Origin of the sequence: Aquabacterium sp. (genome assembly GCF_016195855.1) — a bacterium.
Taxonomy (GTDB): Bacteria; Pseudomonadota; Gammaproteobacteria; order Burkholderiales; family Burkholderiaceae_C; genus Aquabacterium.
This window is the reverse complement of record NZ_JACPYU010000015.1, coordinates 133,764-151,434: the sequence shown is the minus strand read 5'-3', so window position 1 is coordinate 151,434 and position 17,671 is coordinate 133,764. Positions and strand designations below refer to the sequence as shown.

The following is a 17,671-nucleotide window of genomic DNA, read 5'->3' as shown; positions in this document are numbered from 1 at the left end:
GCGCTCAGGCCTTCGCATCCGGCTTGGGGTAGTGCGCCTCCAGCATGGGGGGCAGGGGGGCATCGATCAGCCCGGCAGCCAGGCGCAGTGCGTCAGCGGTCTGGTCTGACAGCACGCCATGCGCGCTGTGGTTGACGGCTTCTTCCACCCAGGCCTTGAGCAGCAAGGGCCGCAGCATCCATGACAGCTCCTGCACACCCGCCAGGGCGTGCACCAGCGCATCGGCATCCGGCGGTGGGCCGGGCTGTGTGTCCACCGGCTTGCCGCAGCGGCCCATCACACCCTTGAACCAGGCGAGGCTGGGTGCGGCCCAGCCTTCGGCGCTTTCCTCGACCGGGATGAAGCGGGCCAGGTAGGTCGTCAGCGGGACGACGCAACTCAGTTCGCTGGGCCCCAGGTGATGCAGCTCCTGGCCTTGACCGGTGGTGGGGCGCATATAGGCCTGGCGGTTCTGGCGCTCGCTCACGCGATGGCGCAAGGCCAGCCACCACAGGCGTTCGCGCGGGCTGACGCGGCCATCGGCCCTCAGCAGGTCCCGTGCGCTCTCCACCAGTGCGCGACGTTGCTCGATGGGCTCGCGGGCAATGAGGGCGGTCTGGCGTTCGAACTCCGGCACACGCCGGTTGGCGGGCAGCATGACAACGTCATCCAGGATGCGTTGCGCGTCGTGCACCGTGCCGGCCATGCGCTGCCACAAGGCGCGCTCGCTCTCGTTGTGGATGTTCATCATGAGTGCCAGCGTGATCAGCCGGTGCTCGGTGGGGCCGACCCGGCCATGCAGGCGGCTGAGGGCTTCACGCGCTGCGGCTTGCTGCTCCTGGCGTGCTTGTTGGGCCTGCGCCTGCGGGCTCAACGGGGCGGCTGCGGCGAGGGCCGGCGGCAGGCTGTCAGCGCTGTGGCGCGGCTCCACCGTGTCGATGTGCACCAAGGGCGCGGGCAAGGGGGGCAGCACGGTGCCACAAACACGGCGGATGCGCTCTGACAGGCGGGGGTGGCTGGACAGGCAGGTGGCGGCGCCCGGCTCGTGCAGCAGCAGGTAAGACACCATGCCAGCGGCAGGGTGGCGCATGCGGCCGGCCAGGATCTGCTGGTCGTGCCACAGCTTGCGCAGCACATTGCCCAGGCCATCGCGGGCGCGCGTGAACTGGATGGCCGAGGCATCTGCCAGAAACTCGCGTTGGCGCGACACGGCGGCCTGCAGCATGCGGCCGGCCATCCAGCCCAGCCAGCCCGTGATCGAAAACACCAGGCCAACGAGCCAGGCCAGCGGGCCGACGTGGCCTTTGTCGTCCGGGGCCATCAAGGTCTGGCCATAACCGTGCACCAGTGACAGGCCCCACACCAGTGACAAGACCCGCATCGACAAAGGCAGATCGTCTTCCTTGATGTGGCCGAACTCGTGGGCCACCAGGCCTTGCAGCTCCGCGCGGGTCAGCCGCTCCAGCGCACCACGTGTCACACACAGCACGAGGTCTTCGGGGCCCCAACCGGCGACAAAGGCGTTGATGGCGTCTTCCCTGGGCAGCACATACACGCGGGGCACGGGCTGCCCGCTGGCCAGGGCCATTTCATCGACCACATTGAGCAGGCGGCGCTCGGTGGCGTCATCGGGGTTGCGCACCTCGCGGCCGCCCAGCCAGTGCGCCACGCGCGGGCCGCCGCCATCGCGCAGGCGCTGCGACTCCACCAGGCAGCCGCCCAGCACGAACAGCAAGATCAGCCCGGTATTGGTCTCGAAGAAGAGGCCGGGAAAGCCCACGCTGAAGGGCATGAGCAATTTGTACAGCAGGGCCAGCAGCAGGTTGACCGTGATGCTCAAGCCAGCCAGCAGCAGCGCGAAGAGCCCGAGCAATCGGGCTGTCCGGATATGGGCTTCGCGCTGGTGTTGTCGGAACTGCATGACAAGAAGCGGGCGCTGGGGTCAGAAACTGACCTTGACGGGGTTGCGTTCGGCCTCGCTGGCCGTGGCTTGCAACATGGACGCCGTGTGAAACCCGAACACGCCTGCCACGATGTTGGTGGGGAACTGGTGGGCCGCGTTGTTGTAGTCCAGCGTGGCGTCGTTGAACAGCTGGCGCGAGAAGGCCACCTTGTTTTCCGTATGGGTCAGCTCTTCGCTGAGGTCGCGCAGGCGCTGATCGGCCTTGAGTTCGGGGTAGGACTCCACCACGGCATGGAATCGGCCCATGGCACTGGCCAGCACGCCTTCGGCCATGCCCAGGCTCAGGATGGGGCCGGGCTGGTTGGGCTTGGTCTTGACCAGGTCGGTGGCGGCCATGACCTGCGCGCGCGCCGCGGTGACGCGCTCCAGCGTTTCGCGCTCGTGCTCCATGTACTTGCGTGCCACCTCGACCAGATTGGGGATCAGGTCATGGCGGCGCTTGAGTTGCACATCGATCTGGGCAAAGGCGTTGCCAATTTCATTGCGCAGGCGGACCAGGCGGTTGTAGGCGCCGGCGGCCCAGAAAACCAGCAAGGCGGCGATGACCAGAAAGATGATGTTGGAGGTGTTCACAAGGCCATCCCTTTGACGCCGATGGACGCCGATTGAATGGCCCGCACTGTACAGGCAATCATGATTTCACCCCTGCTGCCGGAACGCGGTAAAACCCTCTTGCCGCAGCTGGCAGGCCGGGCAGTTGCCGCAGCCATAACCCAAGGCGTGGCGGTGCTGGCGGTCGCCCAGGTAGCAGGTGTGGGTGTGCTCGATGATCAGGTCGTTGAGCGCCTGGCCACCCAGGTCGTGGCTGAGCTGCCAGGTCTGGGCCTTGGTCAGCCACATCAGGGGCGTCTCGATGGTCATGGGGCTGTCCAGGCCCAGGCTGATGGCCACTTGCAGGGCCTTGAGCGTGTTGTCGCGGCAATCGGGGTAGCCGGAGTAGTCGGTTTCGCACATGCCGCCGATCAGCACCGAGGCGCCGCGGCGGTAGGCCAGGGCCGCCGCGAAGTTGAGGAAGAGCAGGTTGCGCCCGGGCACGAAGGTGTTGGGCAAACCATTGGCCTGCATCTCGATGGCACGCGACGCGGTCAGTGCGGTGTCCGAGATCTGGCCCAGCAGACCCAGGTCCAGCATGTGGTCCTCGCCCAACCGTGCGCCCCACTGGGGGAAGGCGCGGGCCATTTCCGTGCGCACCTGCTGGCGGCAGTCCAGCTCGACCCGATGACGCTGGCCATAGTCGAAGCCGATGGTCTCGACGTGGGCATAGCGCGACAGGGCCAAGGCCAGGCAGACGGTGGAGTCCTGCCCGCCCGAGAACACGACCAGGGCGGTGCGCGGGTCTGGGGCCGAGGTGCTGGTGGACGAGGGGGATGCGGTCATTTTCAGGATGTGAAGTGGTGCTCGGCGTGGCGCCAAAGCCGCCGGGATGCGTTTCGAGGATAGCCCAAGCGAATGCGTTGCAAGAACCCAGGCAAAAGCCCCGAATACACGGGGGGCGGGTCAAGCCGGGCTGCGTTATGGGGGACAATATAGGGTTTTCGTCAGGCATACCCAGGGCAAGTTCGCCCGCAGGACACACTCAACATGGCCGCGTTTAACCAAGAGACCGTCACCCACGTCCACCACTGGAACGACACGCTGTTCAGTTTCAAGACCACCCGTGATCCGGCGCTGCGCTTTGCCAGCGGCCACTTCGTGATGATCGGCCTGGAAGTGAACGGCAAGCCGCTGATGCGCGCCTACTCGATCGCCAGTGCCAATTACGAAGAGCACCTGGAGTTCCTGAGCATCAAGGTGCAGGATGGCCCCCTGACGTCGCGCCTGCAGCACCTGAAGGTCGGCGACAAGATCCTGATCAGCCGCAAGGCCGTGGGCACCCTGGTCGTGGATGACCTCAAGCCCGCCATGAACCTGTACCTGTTCGGCACCGGCACGGGCCTGGCCCCGTTCATGAGCATCATCCAGGACCCCTACACCTACGAGAAGTTCGAGAAGGTGGTGCTGGTCCATGGCGTGCGCACCGTGAGCGAGCTGGCTTATCACGACTACATCTCGCAGGAGCTGCCCGACCACGAACTGCTGGGCGACCTGATCCGCGAGAAGCTGCTGTACTACCCGCTGGTGACGCGCGAGCCTTTCCGCAACCAGGGCCGCCTGACCGACCTGATCGTCAACGGCAAGATGGCCGCCGATCTGGGCATGCAGCCCCTGAATCCCGCCACCGATCGCGCCATGATGTGCGGCAGCCCATCCATGCTGACCGACCTGTGCAAGATCCTGGACGAGCGCGGCTTCCACATCTCGCCCTCACAAGGCGAAGCCGGCGACTACGTGATCGAGCGCGCTTTCGTCGAGAAATAAACCGGGCCGCCCCTTGGTGGCGTGCTTGTCAGGCCTCGGCTGCGTTGATCGTGCCGGGGCTTTTTTCATGGCCGGCCGTTTGATGGGTACGCTGGCCGATGCGGGCCACGGCCCGGCGGGCGGACTCGGCGCGAGGGTGATCCCAGTACTTGTCAAAGAAGTAGTGCATCACGGTGTTGACGAGCGGCTCCACGAAAGTCACCACCCCGGCGACGGCCATGTTGCCGGTCAAGGCGTAGGTCACGGTGAACGAGGTGGCCACGTGCATGAGCCCGAAAGTGGCGGTTTTGGCCATGGTGTGTTCCTTTCCTCGGCGGGGGGGTGTCATTGAGAATGGTTCTCATTTTTCAGTTGCGCAGCTGAATCGTCCAGACAACTGTTTGCATTTTTCTAATAGGCAAATGCAATTGGCTGGCCGGATTGCCCAGACAATGCAGCCGGGTGACACGATGATGCGGGTAAACACCGTACTGCCCTGAGGAGACAAGAGATGAAACACACACCATCCATGGCTGTAGGGGCGCGCCTGCACCTGGGGCGCATGCACTGGCTGGCCTCCTGGGTGACACCGGTGGTCGCTTTGTTGGGTTACCTGGCCTTCTGGCCGACACCCGCCGACCCGGTTGCCTGGCAGCCGCCCAAGGACGCGGGTTACACGGGCGCCCATGCGGTCAACGACAAGCTGGCCGATTTGCAGCAATGGTCGCTGGCCAGCGGGCAGGAAGGCCCGGAGTTCATCGTGGCCCGAGCTGGCGTGCTCTACACCGGTCTGAGCAATGGCGACGTCCTGCAGATCAACACGGACGGGCAGCAGCCCGAGATCGTGGCGAACACGGGTGGGCGGCCATTGGGGCTGGACATCGACGCACAAGGGCGCCTGCTGGTGGCCGACGCCATGCGTGGCCTGGTGCGCATCACGGGCCGTGGGGCCGATGCCAAGGTCGAGACCCTGCTCAGCAAGGTGCAGCACCCCGTGCCGGACGACCGCGTGCGTTATGCCGATGCGGTCAAGGTCGGGCCGGGCGGTGTCCTGTGGCTGACCGATGCCTCGCGCCGCTTTGGCGCCAAGGAATGGGGCAGCACCTTCGAGGCCAGCGTGCTGGACGTGCTGGAGCACAGCTGCACCGGGCGCATCATCGCGCAGGACCCTGACACCCTGGTGGCCCGCGTGGCCATCACGGGCATGTGCTTTCCCAATGGCATCGAGTTCTCGCGCGATGGCAAGACGATGTACATCTCCGAGACGGGCACCTACCGCATCCTGGCGGTGGACCTGGCCAAGCTCTCGGTGGTGCGCACGGCTGAAGGCGACAACGGCGTGCCCACCCTGGATCAGGCCATCAAACAAGGCGCCGCACGTGTCTTCGTGGACAACCTGCCGGGCTTCCCGGACAACCTCACGCGCAGCGCTTCAGGGCGCTTGTGGGTCGGGCTGACCAAGCCACGCAGCCCCGTGATCGACGCGGCCTCGCGCTACCCCTTCATGAGGAAGCTGACGCTGCGTCTGCCGCGCTTCCTGTGGCCGGTACCCAAGGCCTATGGGCACGTGATCGCGTATGACGAGCGTGGCCATGTGGTGGACGATCTGCAAGATCCTTCTGGCGCTTACCCCGAGACGACGGCGGCCACCGAGGCCGATGGCAAGCTCTTCATTCAGAGCCTGCATGCGCACACGATCGGCTGGATCCCCTATGTGGGGCCACAGGTGCCGCGTGCGGAGGTGGAGTCTTATCTGGAAGGCGCCACGGCCAAGTGAGGGCCAGGGCAGGTGGCGCGGGGCTGTTCAGCGCAGCCAGGCGTCCCAGCCCGTCTTGAGGATGAGGGCGCCCACCACGATCAGGAAGGCGACCCGCACAAAGCCGGCGCCATGACGCAGCGCCATGCGGGTGCCCACCGTGCTACCGGCCACATTGGCCACGGCCATGGGCAGCGAAAGTGCCCATTCCACATGCCCATGCGGGATGAACCAGGCCAGTGCCGCCACATTGGTGGCGAAGTTCAGGCGCTTGGCGCCAGCGCTGGCATGCAGGAAGTCCCAGCCCAGCAGGCGCACCAGCGCAAACACGAAGAAGCTGCCTGTGCCCGGGCCGAAGATGCCGTCGTAAAAACCGATGGCGGCACCGATGCCGGTGGCCAGCAGCATTTCGGTCTGGTGTGACCAGTGCGGGGCGTGGTGGCGGCCCATGTCCTTGCGCCACAGGGTGTAGAGCCACACGGCGGCCAGCACGATCGGCAGGGCAGCACGAAAGCGCGAAGCCGGCACCAGCGTGGCCAACCAGGCCCCGATCAGCCCGCCCAGCATGGCGGCGATGATGGCGCCCATGAGGCGCGACGATGGCAAGGTCACCTGTTTGGCGTATTGCCAGGCCGCCCAGCCCGTACCCCAGATGGACGCGGCCTTGTTGGTGCCCAGCAGCGTGGCCGGCACCGCTTGAGGGAACAGGCCGAACAGCGAGGGCACGATGATCAAGCCGCCGCCGCCCACGATGGCATCGACCAGGCCTGCGGCGGCTGAGGCCAGCAGCATCAGGCTGACATTGAGCGCATTGAGGTCGAGCATGAGGGCAAGCCGGATGAGCGGGTGAGCTGAAAAACAAAGAGCCCGGCATGGGGGCCGGGCTCGTGGGCAGGGTTCAATGAACGCGCATCAGGTGCGCACTTCACCTTGCCCCAGGACCACGAACTTCAGCGAGGTGAGCCCTTCCAGGCCAACCGGGCCGCGTGCGTGGAACTTGTCCGTGCTGATGCCGATCTCGGCGCCCAGGCCGTATTCAAAGCCGTCGGCAAAGCGCGTGGACGCGTTGATCATCACGCTGGCCGAGTCCACCTCGCGGATGAAGCGCATCGCGTTGGGGTGGTTGGTCGTGAGGATCGAATCCGTGTGGTGCGAGCCGTACTTGTTGATGTGGGCGATGACCTCGTCCAGCGTGTCCACCACCTTCACGGCGATCACGGGGGCCAGGTACTCCTCGTACCAGTCCTGCTCGGTGGCATCGACCACCTTGGCGCCCGGTACGTCGGCCAGGATGGCCTTGGCGCGGGCATCGGCGCGCATTTCCACGCCCTTGTCGGCAAACACCTTGCCGATGCGGGGCAGGAAGGCCGCCGCCTGGTTCACATGCACCAGCAGCGACTCGGTCGCGTTGCAGGGGCTGTACTTTTGCGTCTTGGCGTTGTCGGTCACCTTCACGGCCAGGTCCAGGTCGACCTCGCTGTCCACATAGGTGTGGCAGTTGCCGTCCAGGTGCTTGATCACGGGCACGCGCGCTTCCTTGCTGATGCGCTCGATCAGGCCCTTGCCACCACGGGGAATGATCACGTCCACGTACTCGGGCATGGTGATGAGCTGGCCCACGGCGGCACGGTCGGTGGTCTGCACCAGTTGCACGGCGTCAGCGGGCAGGCCCGCTTGCGTCAAGGCGGCTTGCACCAGCTTCCACAGCGCCAGGTTGGAATGGATGGCTTCGGAGCCGCCACGCAGCACGCAGGCGTTGCCGCTCTTGATGGCCAGCGAAGCGGCTTCGATCGTGACGTTGGGGCGGCTCTCGTAGATCATGCCGAACACGCCGATGGGCACACGCATCTGGCCCACGCTGATGCCGGTGGGGCGGCGGCGCATGTTGGTGATCTCGCCGACCGGGTCGGGCAGGGAGGCCACTTGCTCGCAGCTCTCGGCCATGGTCTCGATGACCTTGTCGGTCAGGCGCAGGCGGTCCACCATGGGGGCGGCCAGGCCGTTTTTCTCGGCGGCGAGGGTGTCAGCCTCGTTGCGAGCCTTGAGCTCGCCAGCGTGCGCGCGGATCTGGCCGGCCAGCGCCAGCAGGGCGTTGTTCCTGGCGGCGGTGGACGCGGCCGCCATGACGGACGAGGCGGCGCGGGCGGCCTGGCCCACGGCGCTCATGTACTGTTCGACTGGCTGATCAAGGGCCTGGCCGGCGGTAGAGGGGGAGGTCGCGGTGTTCATGGCCGTGATTGTCTCAAACCCTGAGGCGTGTTGCACGGCTGTTCAGGTGATCGCCACGAGGGCGCCCATGGCATGCTGCATGCCGATGCAGCATCAGGTCATCCACATTCATCCTGAAGCGCCCGCCAAACCGGCGCTGGGCGCGCCTTGCAATGGCTGCGGAGTGTGCTGCCTGGCTGAGCCTTGCCCGGTGGGGGTGATCGTCAGCCGACGGCGCCATGGGGCGTGCAAGGCCCTGGTCTGGTCCGAGCCGGATCGGCGTTACTTCTGTGGCTTGCTGGTGGCGCGCCCAGGTGGGCAGGACGCCTGGTGGCGGCGTGCGGGCCGGGCGGTGTGGTTACGCTGGGCTCGGCGCATGATTTCAGCGGGCAGTGGCTGCGATGCCAGCCTGGAGGTGGAGACCGTGCGGGATCAAGGCGGCAAATAGGGCCTTTTGCCTGCGGTTCTTCGTCCTTGGCATCGGGCGCTTTTTCATAGCATGAAGGCATTCACCCGATTGGAGCCGATCATGCGCAAGAAGCTGTTGCAAAACTCCCTGTTTGCCGCTTTGGCTGCCTGCGCACTGTATGTGGCGCAATCGCAGAGCGTGCCCGAGTTGAGTCAGGCCCCGAACCTGTCGGTGGTCTACGTGGCCCAGCGCTGAATGAGCCTGGCTGAGCCCGTGACCACGTGAGCCAGCAGGCAGGCGCGCTCAGCGCCAGCCAAACATCATCGAGCGCGCGAGCAGCCGTTTGACCGGGCTGAGCGCCCCCACCGCCCCGATACCCATGCCACGCAAGGTCGCCAGCACCGGCGCAGGCCAGGTGAAGCTGCGTGCCAGGAAGTCCGTGGTGGCCAGCAAGGCCCAGCGGTCCGGCTGACGCCGGCGCTCGAATTCGCGCAAGGCGCGCCGCACCTTCATCTGCCGTGTGGCCACATCGTCTTCGGGTGACCAGGGCGTGTGCTTGAGCGCGTCCAGCAGCACGTGCACATCCCGCATGCCCAGGTTGAAGCCTTGGCCCGCCACCGGGTGCAGTGTCTGCGCGGCATTGCCGATGCGCACGATCGCGCCTTCATTGACCAGTTGCCGGTGCGCGTTGAGCCCCAGCGGGAAGGCCTTGAGCGGCGACAGTTGCGTGATGCGGCCCACAGCCGGGTGAAAGATGGTGTTGAGCAGGGTGAGCCGCTGCGCGTCGTTGAGTTCGCGCACCGGGTCGTCGGCTTGCTGCACGCACCAGACCAGGGCGGCGCGGCGCCCACTGGGCCCACCAGGCACCACCGGGCCGGGTGGCAGGGGCAGCAGGGCGGCCGGCCCCGAGGTGGTGAAACGCTCGAAGGCCATGCCGGGGCGGCCCTCGTCGTCCAGTTGCACCTGGCCGACCCAGGCGGTCTGGCCGTAGTCGTGGCTCACGCCCTCTGGCCATTTCAGCTTGGCCTGGTCCGAGAACACGCCGCCTTCGGCCACCACCACCAGATCGAACTGCTCGGCGATGTCGGCGTCCACCTCGACACCGTCGTCCACCGTCTTGAGGCCCCGCACAGGCGTGGCAAAACGCATGGCGCAGCGGTGCTCATCCTGGTCCACCGCGTGCAACCAGGCTTGTTGCAGCGGGGCGACCAGGGTGCCGTAGCTCACCACGGCGCCCAGTTGCGGCACGCCTTGTTCCTGGGCAGATATACGCACCTCGGGCTGCTGCTGGCCGGGCCACAACACGGTGGGTTGCTGCTGCGAGACATGCACTTCCAGAATGGGGGCGCTGCGGCCGCTGGCCTCGATGGCGTCCCAGATGCCCATGCGTTGCAACTCCTGCACCGTGCCCTGCGAGAGCGCCAGCGTGCGCGCGTCACCCGAGATGTCCTTGTCCGCGGGGCGGGCGTCAAACACGGTGATGCGGGCGTGGGGCAGGGCTTGGGCGGCCTGCAGGGCCAGGCTCAGGCCGGCGGGGCCGGCGCCGATGATGGCCAGACTGACGGCGTTCGGGCGGTTCGTGGTCATGACAGCAATCGTCTGCAATGGGCGTGAAGCTGTGTATTGTCCGCCGCTTTGCAAGCATTGGATGCACCGCCCCAGGGCATGGTGACGCCTGCTTCCTACATAATCTCCACCTGCCGTACCCCGATTTGCCCGCGTCAGCGGGTTCCATTTGTCTGCCGACCGCGTGACCTCCTCCTCCGCCCCCATCGCCAGTTACCGTCAACTCTCCGCCTCTGACATGGCCGAGGTCGACCAGGTCATCCACCGCCGGCTGGCGTCTCAGGTGGCCCTGGTCAACCAGATCTCGCACTACATCGTCAATGCGGGCGGCAAGCGCGTGCGCCCCATGCTGCTGCTGCTGATCGCGCGTGCGCTGGGCAGCGAGAGCACCCAGCGCCACGAACTGGCCGCCGTGGTGGAGTTCATCCACACGGCCACGCTGCTGCACGACGATGTGGTGGACGAATCCGACCTGCGCCGCGGCCGCAAAACCGCCAACGCCATGTTCGGCAATGCCGCCAGCGTGCTGGTGGGCGATTTCCTGTACTCGCGCGCCTTCCAGATGATGGTGCTGACCAACCGCATGCGCGTGATGGAGATCCTGGCCGAGGCCACGAACGTCATCGCCGAGGGTGAGGTCCTGCAGCTGATGAACATGCACGACCCCGACATCACGGTGGACGACTACCTGCGCGTGATCGAATACAAGACCGCCAAGCTGTTCGAGGCCAGCGCCCGTCTGGGGGCCGTCATCACCGATGCGACACCTGATGTGGAAGAGGCCTGCGCCGCTTATGGTCGCGCCCTGGGCACCGCCTTCCAGCTGATCGACGACCTGCTGGATTACGAAGGCAGCACGGCCGAGCTGGGCAAGAACATTGGCGACGACCTGCGCGAGGGCAAGCCCACGCTGCCTTTGCTGGTGGCCATGCAGCGCGGCACCCCGGAGCAGCGCGAGATGATCCGCAACGCCATCATCAACGGGGAAGTGGAGCGCATGGCCGAGATCGTGGCCATCGTGAAGGCCACCGGCGCGCTGGAGGCCACGCGTGAAGCGGCACAGGCGCAGGCCGAGCTGGCCAAGGGCTGCCTGGATGCCTTGCCGGCATCTGAGTACCGGGAAGCTCTGCTAGAATTATCGTTTGATTCGATCCACAGGTCGTCGTGATGACTGGCATGTGAAACGCGTGTGCAGGGTCGACATCGGGGTGTAGCTTAGCCTGGTAGAGCGCTACGTTCGGGACGTAGAGGCCGGAGGTTCGAATCCTCTCACCCCGACCAGATAACAATCAAGCGCAGCGGTCAGTGAAGGTCGCGCAGCCGCTTGAACCCGGGGTGATCGAAGTAGCGGCTGTACTGGTTGACAGCCTGTGTCACCTTCACCAGGCCGGGCGCCGGGCCCAACTGGGTGTTTTTGCCTTTCATGGCGTCGGTGCCATCGCCGAGATCGGTGATCACCAGATGCAGCATCGCGTCAGCCTGGGGCTCCAGTTTGCAGTTGGCGACGATGGCGCCGACCTCGGTCTCGATCTGATCGGCCAACGCCTTGTACTGCTCAGGTGTGAGCTGGCCAGCGTGGGCGGCGCCCAACTGCGGTTCAAGCACGTCGCGGATGCGCGCCATGCCGGCGCGCAATGACTCATCGGTGGGCCACTTGCGCCCATGGTTCAGGGTGAGCTTGTGAGGCGAGGCTGCTTCGTGGTGGTGAGTGCTGGCTTGCGCCCGTGCCGGGCCGATTGACGCTGCCACCGTCAGCAACGCCGTGGCGGCGGCCACGAAGAACAGATCCCGAAGAAGCCGTGCCATCTTGCTCTCCTTGGCTTTGAACAGGTGGCGTTGACCCGCCTGCTGATTGCACCCGCTGATGTTCACGAAGACCGTGGACCTATGTCACGATGCCCGCTGCCGCCGAACGGCCCACGCCACCAACATCAATCCATTGACTCCCAGGAGGGCCGTTCCGGGTTCCGGCACGGCTTGCACGGCACCGGCAAAGGCCTGCCCCAGAAGCCAGTGCCCGGTATTGGTCGGGTGGACAGAGTCCCAGAACAGGTATTGCTCCTGAAAGGCGCAGACAGATTTCAGTTTGGCGTCGTAGCAAGCATCGGTCACATCCATCCCGGCCGAGGCCAGGTTGGCCACTGTCTTTTGCATGAAAGCCGGTGTGTCGAACACCATGATGTTCACGCCGGGCAGGCTGGCACTCAGGCTTTGCAAGCCTGTGCTGAGTGCACTGTTGTACTCCTGGGTGCGTGCCTGGGCCGCACTCTGGTAACCAGTGGAGCTGCTCAGGGCCTCGGGTGTCTGGCCCAGATCCGGCATCAGTGGGACGAAGAAATCGCGTGCACCGTGGTCGTACAGGTTGCGGATGTTGCTCACCATGTTCGACGACGAAGTGAGGTAGGTGGTGGTCGAGTAGACGTTGTTGCCGGTGTAGAAGTCATTCGCGCCAGCCCACAGGAAGTACAGCGCGCCGGCGTCCAGCGTGTGGTTGCTGGCTTCGAATTTCTGGATCTGGCCGCTCACGCCTGTGCCATACAGCAGGGCGCCGCCTTCATTGCCAGGGCCGGTCTGGGCGCCGCCAACGGCCTGGCTGGTGACGGGCACACCGAGCACGGCCGCCATGGATTCGACTGCGACCAGGCCGTTCGAAAAACGCCCCAGGTAATAAGGCGAGCCAGGCATCCCGCCTGTCGGCAGAAAAGAGGTGAGCCGAAACAGGTTGCCGGTGTCGGACAGGCTGTCGCCGAACGCGATGATTTGCGAGTAGGTCGCGGCCGCCGGTGTGGCCAGGCTTGCGGCCAGGACGGCGCCAAGCAGCTTGCTGAATCCGGAAATACGATTTGCCAAGTCTGACCTTTCACATGGCGTGGTTGTCCATCATAGCCACCTTGCGGCGGCTCAGCGCGCGCTGGCACGCACCAGGGGGCCCAGTTGCAGGCCTTGCCCTAACAGGCGCGCGCCCTCCAGACTGTAATGCCCGGCATCCCGGTATAGCGGCACCTTGTTCATGACCGAGACGCAGCGCGCTTCATCGCAGTTGAAGTTGTCCAGCGCAATCATGTCGATGCCAGCCATTGATTGTGATTCAGCCAGCACGGCCAGGGTTCGGGCCTGCCGGGTTTCGAATTGATGGCGGTCAAAGGCGCAATCTGTTTGAAGCGTGCTCATCATGGTCAACAGGCCTTGCGCGGCACGCTGTCCACAGCGACCCAGGTCCACATCGGGACCCAGCAGCGCCGGCGGCGACACGAGCACGACCCGTTTGTGCATGGCCTTCAGTTGCTGGACGACGCGTGCAAACGAGGCCGCGATCTCATGCGGGCCTGGGTGGATGAAGCGCCCGCGTGCGTCCACCACAGGGTCATCGAAATAGTATTGCCAGCGGCCGGACAGCGCGACCACATCGATCTCGGGATGCTGACGCAGGTAGGCCAGCACCGAGCGGTTGAACTGGATGCAGCGTTGGCCCCGATCTGGCGGGTCCTTGGGTGATTGGCGGGCCATGTCCAGAGACGGGCCGCAAGCACTGCGTGTGGCCTGGATCACGCCGCCATCGGGTGGCGAGGCCTGCAGGGCAGGGATGAGGTGCATGGCGTAGCTGTCGCCCCAGACCATGGTGTGCGGCCTGGGCGCGTTCATGCATGCTGGCAGGGGTTCAAAGTCGCCCTCCTGGTCGCAACGGGCGTCGAAGCCGTAGACCGGCTGCTGGCCTTGGGCCGCGCCACCTGCCTGGCTGTGGTTGTGCATGTGCAAGGCCAGGGCGCCCATGGCCAGCAGCAGAGGGACCAGCAGCCAGACCATGTGCCTGAGCAGGGCCTGTGGTGTGGGGACGTTGCGGTAGCGCTGCTCGACGTATTGGTACGACAGTTGGGCCAGCACGAAAGACAGCCCCAGCAAGGCCCACAGGACCGTGTCGGGCACCTTTTGCAGCCAGATGTTCTTGGCCAGCGCGATCAAGGGCCAGTGGACCAGGTACAGCGAGTAGGAGACATCACCGATCCATTGCAGCGGGCGCATCCAGGGGCGCGTGGACTGCAGCATGCGTGATGGCTGCAGGATCAGGCCGGCGGTGCTCAGGCAGACCAGCAGCGCATCGGTGCGAGGGTGCACGCTGTCCACGCCGCGCAGCAGGCACCAGGCCATGATGGGTAGCCAGAGCCAGCCACTGTCGAAGCCCTTGCTCGTCGCCTCCACACGGCGCAAGGCACACACCGACCCCAGCAGCAACTCCCAGGCGCGGGTAGGCAAGAGGTAGAACGCGCCGGACGGGTCACGCCCCAGCCACCATTGGCAAGCCAGCAGGCTGGCCAGCAACAGGCCAACCAGGCCAGCCGCACGCCAGCGGCGCCCGATCAAGGCCAGCGCCAGCGGCAGCACGAAGTAGTACTGCTCCTCCAGCGCCAGGGACCACGTGTGCAGCAGGGGCTTGAGCGTGGCTTGCCCGTCGAAATAGCCGCTTTGCGCCCACAGCACCAGGTTGGCGCCAAAGGCCAGTGCCCCTAGCAATTGCTGGACGTAGTCCCGCAGGGCGCCCATGGTCAGCGCGAAGGGCACCACCGCCGTGACCAGGGCGAACATGGCCATGGCCGCTGGCAGCAAGCGGCGCGCGCGTCTGAAATAGAAGGAGGCCGGGCTGAAGCGCCCCGTATCCATTTCGTCGATGATGACGCGTGACATCAGGTAGCCTGAGATCACGAAGAAGATGTCGACACCCAGGAAGCCTTTTTGCAGGCCGGGCAGATCAAAGTGGAAGACCAGGACGGACAGGACCGCGATGGCCCTCAGAATCTGGATGTCTGTTCTCAAGATGCGCATCGGCGGGATTATCCCAATGGGGACGCATGCATCCGGGGGCATAGTCGAACACCTTCAGATAAACGATGATCATTCAGCCGGAGAGCCCCATGCTTGCACGCCCCTTGTCCCTGACTCGCCTGGCCAGTCTGGTCAGCCTGATGGTGTTCAGCCAGGTGGGTTGCGCCGTCACGCCGGTGCCCACGGGCGTGCCCTCGGCCGATGGTGAAGTGATTCCGGCGGGTGAAGCGGCGGCCACAGCCGGCATCGTCACCGCCATCCAGGCCTCGGTGCAGGCTGGGTTTGACAAGAACGGGCATGCTTTCAGGGATGCGCACCGCAAGTCGCATGGTTGTGTGCAGGCGACCTTCAGTGTGCTTGACAAGCTGCCGCCCAAGCTGGCGCAAGGCTTGTTTGCCACGCCCAAGTCCTACAACGCCGTGGTGCGTTTCTCCAATGGCTCGGGCTCATCACAGGACGACCACAGCAACGATGCGCGCGGCATGGCCGTCAAGGTCATGGGCGTGCCGGGCCTGAAGCTGCTCGATGACGAGCAGACGGCCAGCACGCAGGACTTCCTGATGACCAACCACCCCGTGTTCTTCATCCGCAACGCGGTGGACTATGGCGCCTTCCAGAAGGCGGTCAGTGGCGGGGGCCTCAGCCTGACAGGCTGGTTGGCCGGGCACCTGTTTTACGAGGTGCCCATCATCCTGTCCTTCACCGGGCACAAGCTGCTCAACCCCTTGAATTCGCGCTACTGGAGCACCACGCCCTCCAGGCTGGGCACCGAGCAGATGAAGTTCTCGGCCAAGCCCTGCGCGGGCAGCACCTTCAACGAGCAGTCCGACACGGCCGACCGCCTGGGCGAGAACCTGCGCGCCCAGCTGGCCCAGGGCGGGGCCTGCTTTGACTTCATGGTGCAGACCCGTACCGTGCCCGCCGAGATGCCGATCGAAGACCCGACGGTGGAGTGGAAGGAGGCCAAGTCGCCTTTCGTGCCGGTGGCCCGCATCATGATTCCAGCTCAAACGCCGGAGGCCGCCGAGGTGTGCGAGGCGCGCTCTTTCACGCCCTGGCACAGCATCGCCGAGCACCGGCCGCTGGGCGGCATCTCGCGGGTGCGCAAGGACGTGTACCTGACCGTCTCCAAGTTGCGCCATGAGCTCAACGGGCAGCCGCGCATCGAGCCTTGATGCGTCGAGGCTGACGATGCCTTATCCTCGGGGCCCTTCCATTGACAGCGGGTTCCCTGGACATGAGTGACCAAGCAAGGGCTGTGGCGTTTGATCAGGGCGGCCAGCCGGCCCCCATCGGGTTCTGGGAGGCGTTTGCCTTCTGGCTGAAGCTTGGCTTCATCAGCTTCGGCGGGCCTGCTGGGCAGATTTCGATCATGCACCAGGAGCTGGTGGAGCGCCGCCGCTGGATCTCTGAAAAGCGCTTCCTGCATGCCCTGAACTACTGCATGGTGCTGCCTGGCCCTGAGGCTCAGCAACTGGCCACCTACATTGGCTGGCTCATGCGCCGGACCTGGGGCGGCGTCATCGCCGGCGGCCTGTTCGTGCTGCCCTCGCTGTTCATCCTCATCGCGCTGTCGTGGGTCTACATGGCCTTTGGCCAGGTGCCATTGGTGGCCGGCCTGTTTTACGGGATCAAGCCCGCGGTGGCGGCCATCGTGGCGCAGGCTGCGCACCGCATCGGCTCGCGCGCACTCAAGAACAAGGTGCTGTGGGGCATCGCCGCGGCGTCGTTCGTGGCCATCTTCGCCTTGAACCTGCCGTTTCCGCTGATCGTGCTGGGTGCCGCAGCCGTGGGCTATGTGGGCGGGCGGGTGTCGCCCGAGAGGTTCAAGGTCGGCGGTGGGCATGGTGGGGCAGACAACTCCTATGGTGCCGCCTTGATCGACGACCACACCCCGACACCGGACCATGCGCGGTTTCGCTGGTCGGGCCTGATCGGGATCGTGCTGGTCTGCGGGCTCTTGTGGCTGGTGCCCATGGGCTTGCTGACCACCTTGTATGGCTGGACGCACCCCTTGACACAGATGGGCTGGTTCTTCACCAAGGCGGCCTTGCTGACCTTTGGCGGGGCCTACGCCGTGCTGCCCTATGTGTACCAGGGTGCGGTGACGCACTACGGCTGGCTGAACCCCACGCAGATGATGGACGGCCTGGCGCTGGGCGAGACCACGCCCGGGCCGCTGATCATGGTGGTGGCTTTCGTGGGCTTTGTGGGGGGCTACGTCAAGGCCCTGTTCGGGCCTGAGAGCCTGTTCCTGGCGGGCGCGGTGGCGGCGAGCCTGGTGACCTGGTTCACCTTCCTGCCTTCCTTCATGTTCATCCTGGCAGGTGGGCCTCTGGTGGAGTCCACCCACAACGAGCTGCAGTTCACCGCACCGCTGACGGCCATCACGGCGGCCGTGGTGGGTGTGATCCTGAACCTGGCGCTGTTCTTTGGCTACCACGTGCTGTGGCCGCAGGGCTTGTCAGGGCATTTTGACGTGGCTTCTGCCGTGATTGCCCTCGGGGCCGCTGTGGCCTTGTTTCGCTACAAGCGCAATGTGATCCATGTTATTGCGGCGTGTGCGGTGGTGGGGCTGGTGCTCAAGCTGCTGGCGCTGGCCTGAAAAAGAAAAGCGCCAAGCCTCTCAAGAGGC

17 protein-coding genes and 1 tRNA gene are annotated in these 17,671 nt (G+C 65.5%); 8 read left to right on the top strand and 10 right to left on the bottom strand.

What is annotated here, in order from left to right; genetic code table 11:
- Positions 1-4: 4 nt before the first annotated feature.
- The 3 genes from HY019_RS13025 to queC all read right to left on the bottom strand — a co-directional run bounded on the left by HY019_RS13025 (position 5) and on the right by queC (position 3,319).
- The gene (locus tag HY019_RS13025; RefSeq protein ID WP_290692747.1) at positions 5-1,900 is read right to left on the bottom strand and encodes a M48 family metalloprotease; all 1,896 of its coding nucleotides are present in this window, start codon (positions 1,898-1,900) and stop codon (positions 5-7) included.
- Positions 1,901-1,921: 21 nt separating this feature from the next.
- A complete protein-coding gene (locus tag HY019_RS13020; protein ID WP_290692745.1) occupies positions 1,922-2,515 on the bottom strand; it encodes a LemA family protein in 594 nt (197 codons plus the stop codon).
- 66 nt (positions 2,516-2,581) lie between these two features.
- The gene (queC, locus tag HY019_RS13015) at positions 2,582-3,319 is read right to left on the bottom strand and encodes a 7-cyano-7-deazaguanine synthase QueC (protein ID WP_290692743.1); all 738 of its coding nucleotides are present in this window, start codon (positions 3,317-3,319) and stop codon (positions 2,582-2,584) included.
- Positions 3,320-3,523: 204 nt separating this feature from the next.
- Between queC and HY019_RS13010 the strand changes: the two genes are divergently transcribed.
- On the top strand, positions 3,524-4,300 hold the full coding sequence (locus HY019_RS13010) for a ferredoxin--NADP reductase (protein ID WP_290692741.1): 777 nt from the start codon (positions 3,524-3,526) through the stop codon (positions 4,298-4,300).
- Between the two features lie 28 nt (positions 4,301-4,328).
- Here HY019_RS13010 and HY019_RS13005 read toward each other — a convergent pair whose 3' ends face one another.
- Positions 4,329-4,595, bottom strand: a complete 267-nt coding sequence (locus tag HY019_RS13005) for a DUF2061 domain-containing protein (RefSeq protein WP_290692739.1) — start codon at positions 4,593-4,595, stop codon at positions 4,329-4,331.
- 195 nt (positions 4,596-4,790) lie between these two features.
- Between HY019_RS13005 and HY019_RS13000 the strand changes: the two genes are divergently transcribed.
- On the top strand, positions 4,791-6,056 hold the full coding sequence (locus tag HY019_RS13000; protein WP_290692737.1) for an SMP-30/gluconolactonase/LRE family protein: 1,266 nt from the start codon (positions 4,791-4,793) through the stop codon (positions 6,054-6,056).
- A 27-nt stretch (positions 6,057-6,083) separates the two neighbouring features.
- Here HY019_RS13000 and HY019_RS12995 read toward each other — a convergent pair whose 3' ends face one another.
- Together HY019_RS12995 and HY019_RS12990 are read right to left on the bottom strand one after the other, a co-directional pair.
- Positions 6,084-6,860 carry a TSUP family transporter gene (locus HY019_RS12995; protein WP_290692735.1) on the bottom strand — a complete coding sequence of 259 codons (777 nt, stop codon included), beginning with the start codon at positions 6,858-6,860 and terminating at the stop codon, positions 6,084-6,086.
- A gap of 87 nt (positions 6,861-6,947) precedes the next feature.
- A complete protein-coding gene (locus HY019_RS12990; protein WP_290692733.1) occupies positions 6,948-8,264 on the bottom strand; it encodes a glutamate-5-semialdehyde dehydrogenase in 1,317 nt (438 codons plus the stop codon).
- Between the two features lie 67 nt (positions 8,265-8,331).
- On the opposite strand from HY019_RS12990, the gene HY019_RS12985 reads away from it, so the two are divergent.
- Together HY019_RS12985 and HY019_RS12980 are read left to right on the top strand one after the other, a co-directional pair.
- A complete protein-coding gene (locus HY019_RS12985; protein WP_290692731.1) occupies positions 8,332-8,691 on the top strand; it encodes a hypothetical protein in 360 nt (119 codons plus the stop codon).
- Positions 8,692-8,772: 81 nt separating this feature from the next.
- The gene (locus tag HY019_RS12980) at positions 8,773-8,907 is read left to right on the top strand and encodes a hypothetical protein (protein ID WP_255352699.1); all 135 of its coding nucleotides are present in this window, start codon (positions 8,773-8,775) and stop codon (positions 8,905-8,907) included.
- 48 nt (positions 8,908-8,955) lie between these two features.
- On the opposite strand, the gene HY019_RS12975 is transcribed toward HY019_RS12980, so the two are convergent.
- The gene (locus HY019_RS12975; RefSeq protein WP_290692727.1) at positions 8,956-10,239 is read right to left on the bottom strand and encodes an FAD-dependent monooxygenase; all 1,284 of its coding nucleotides are present in this window, start codon (positions 10,237-10,239) and stop codon (positions 8,956-8,958) included.
- 148 nt (positions 10,240-10,387) lie between these two features.
- Here HY019_RS12975 and ispB point away from each other — a divergent pair, with 148 nt between their 5' ends.
- Both ispB and HY019_RS12965 read left to right on the top strand, forming a co-directional pair.
- Complete coding sequence (ispB, locus tag HY019_RS12970) at positions 10,388-11,386, top strand: octaprenyl diphosphate synthase (protein WP_290692725.1); 999 nt, start codon at positions 10,388-10,390, stop codon at positions 11,384-11,386.
- A gap of 36 nt (positions 11,387-11,422) precedes the next feature.
- A tRNA-Pro gene (locus HY019_RS12965) sits at positions 11,423-11,499 on the top strand.
- Positions 11,500-11,520: 21 nt separating this feature from the next.
- Here the strand turns inward: HY019_RS12965 and HY019_RS12960 are convergent.
- From HY019_RS12960 to HY019_RS12950, 3 genes are all read right to left on the bottom strand, one after another.
- Positions 11,521-12,024 carry a hypothetical protein gene (locus tag HY019_RS12960; protein WP_290692723.1) on the bottom strand — a complete coding sequence of 168 codons (504 nt, stop codon included), beginning with the start codon at positions 12,022-12,024 and terminating at the stop codon, positions 11,521-11,523.
- 84 nt (positions 12,025-12,108) lie between these two features.
- The gene (locus HY019_RS12955; protein ID WP_290692721.1) at positions 12,109-13,068 is read right to left on the bottom strand and encodes an SGNH/GDSL hydrolase family protein; all 960 of its coding nucleotides are present in this window, start codon (positions 13,066-13,068) and stop codon (positions 12,109-12,111) included.
- A 51-nt stretch (positions 13,069-13,119) separates the two neighbouring features.
- On the bottom strand, positions 13,120-15,036 hold the full coding sequence (locus HY019_RS12950; RefSeq protein ID WP_290692719.1) for an acyltransferase family protein: 1,917 nt from the start codon (positions 15,034-15,036) through the stop codon (positions 13,120-13,122).
- A gap of 89 nt (positions 15,037-15,125) precedes the next feature.
- On the opposite strand from HY019_RS12950, the gene HY019_RS12945 reads away from it, so the two are divergent.
- Positions 15,126-16,211 carry a catalase family protein gene (locus tag HY019_RS12945; RefSeq protein WP_290692717.1) on the top strand — a complete coding sequence of 362 codons (1,086 nt, stop codon included), beginning with the start codon at positions 15,126-15,128 and terminating at the stop codon, positions 16,209-16,211.
- Positions 16,212-16,273: 62 nt separating this feature from the next.
- Positions 16,274-17,641: a chromate efflux transporter gene (gene chrA / locus HY019_RS12940; RefSeq protein ID WP_290692715.1), complete on the top strand. Its 1,368-nt coding sequence runs from the start codon at positions 16,274-16,276 to the stop codon at positions 17,639-17,641.
- The last annotated feature ends 30 nt before the right edge of the window (positions 17,642-17,671 follow it).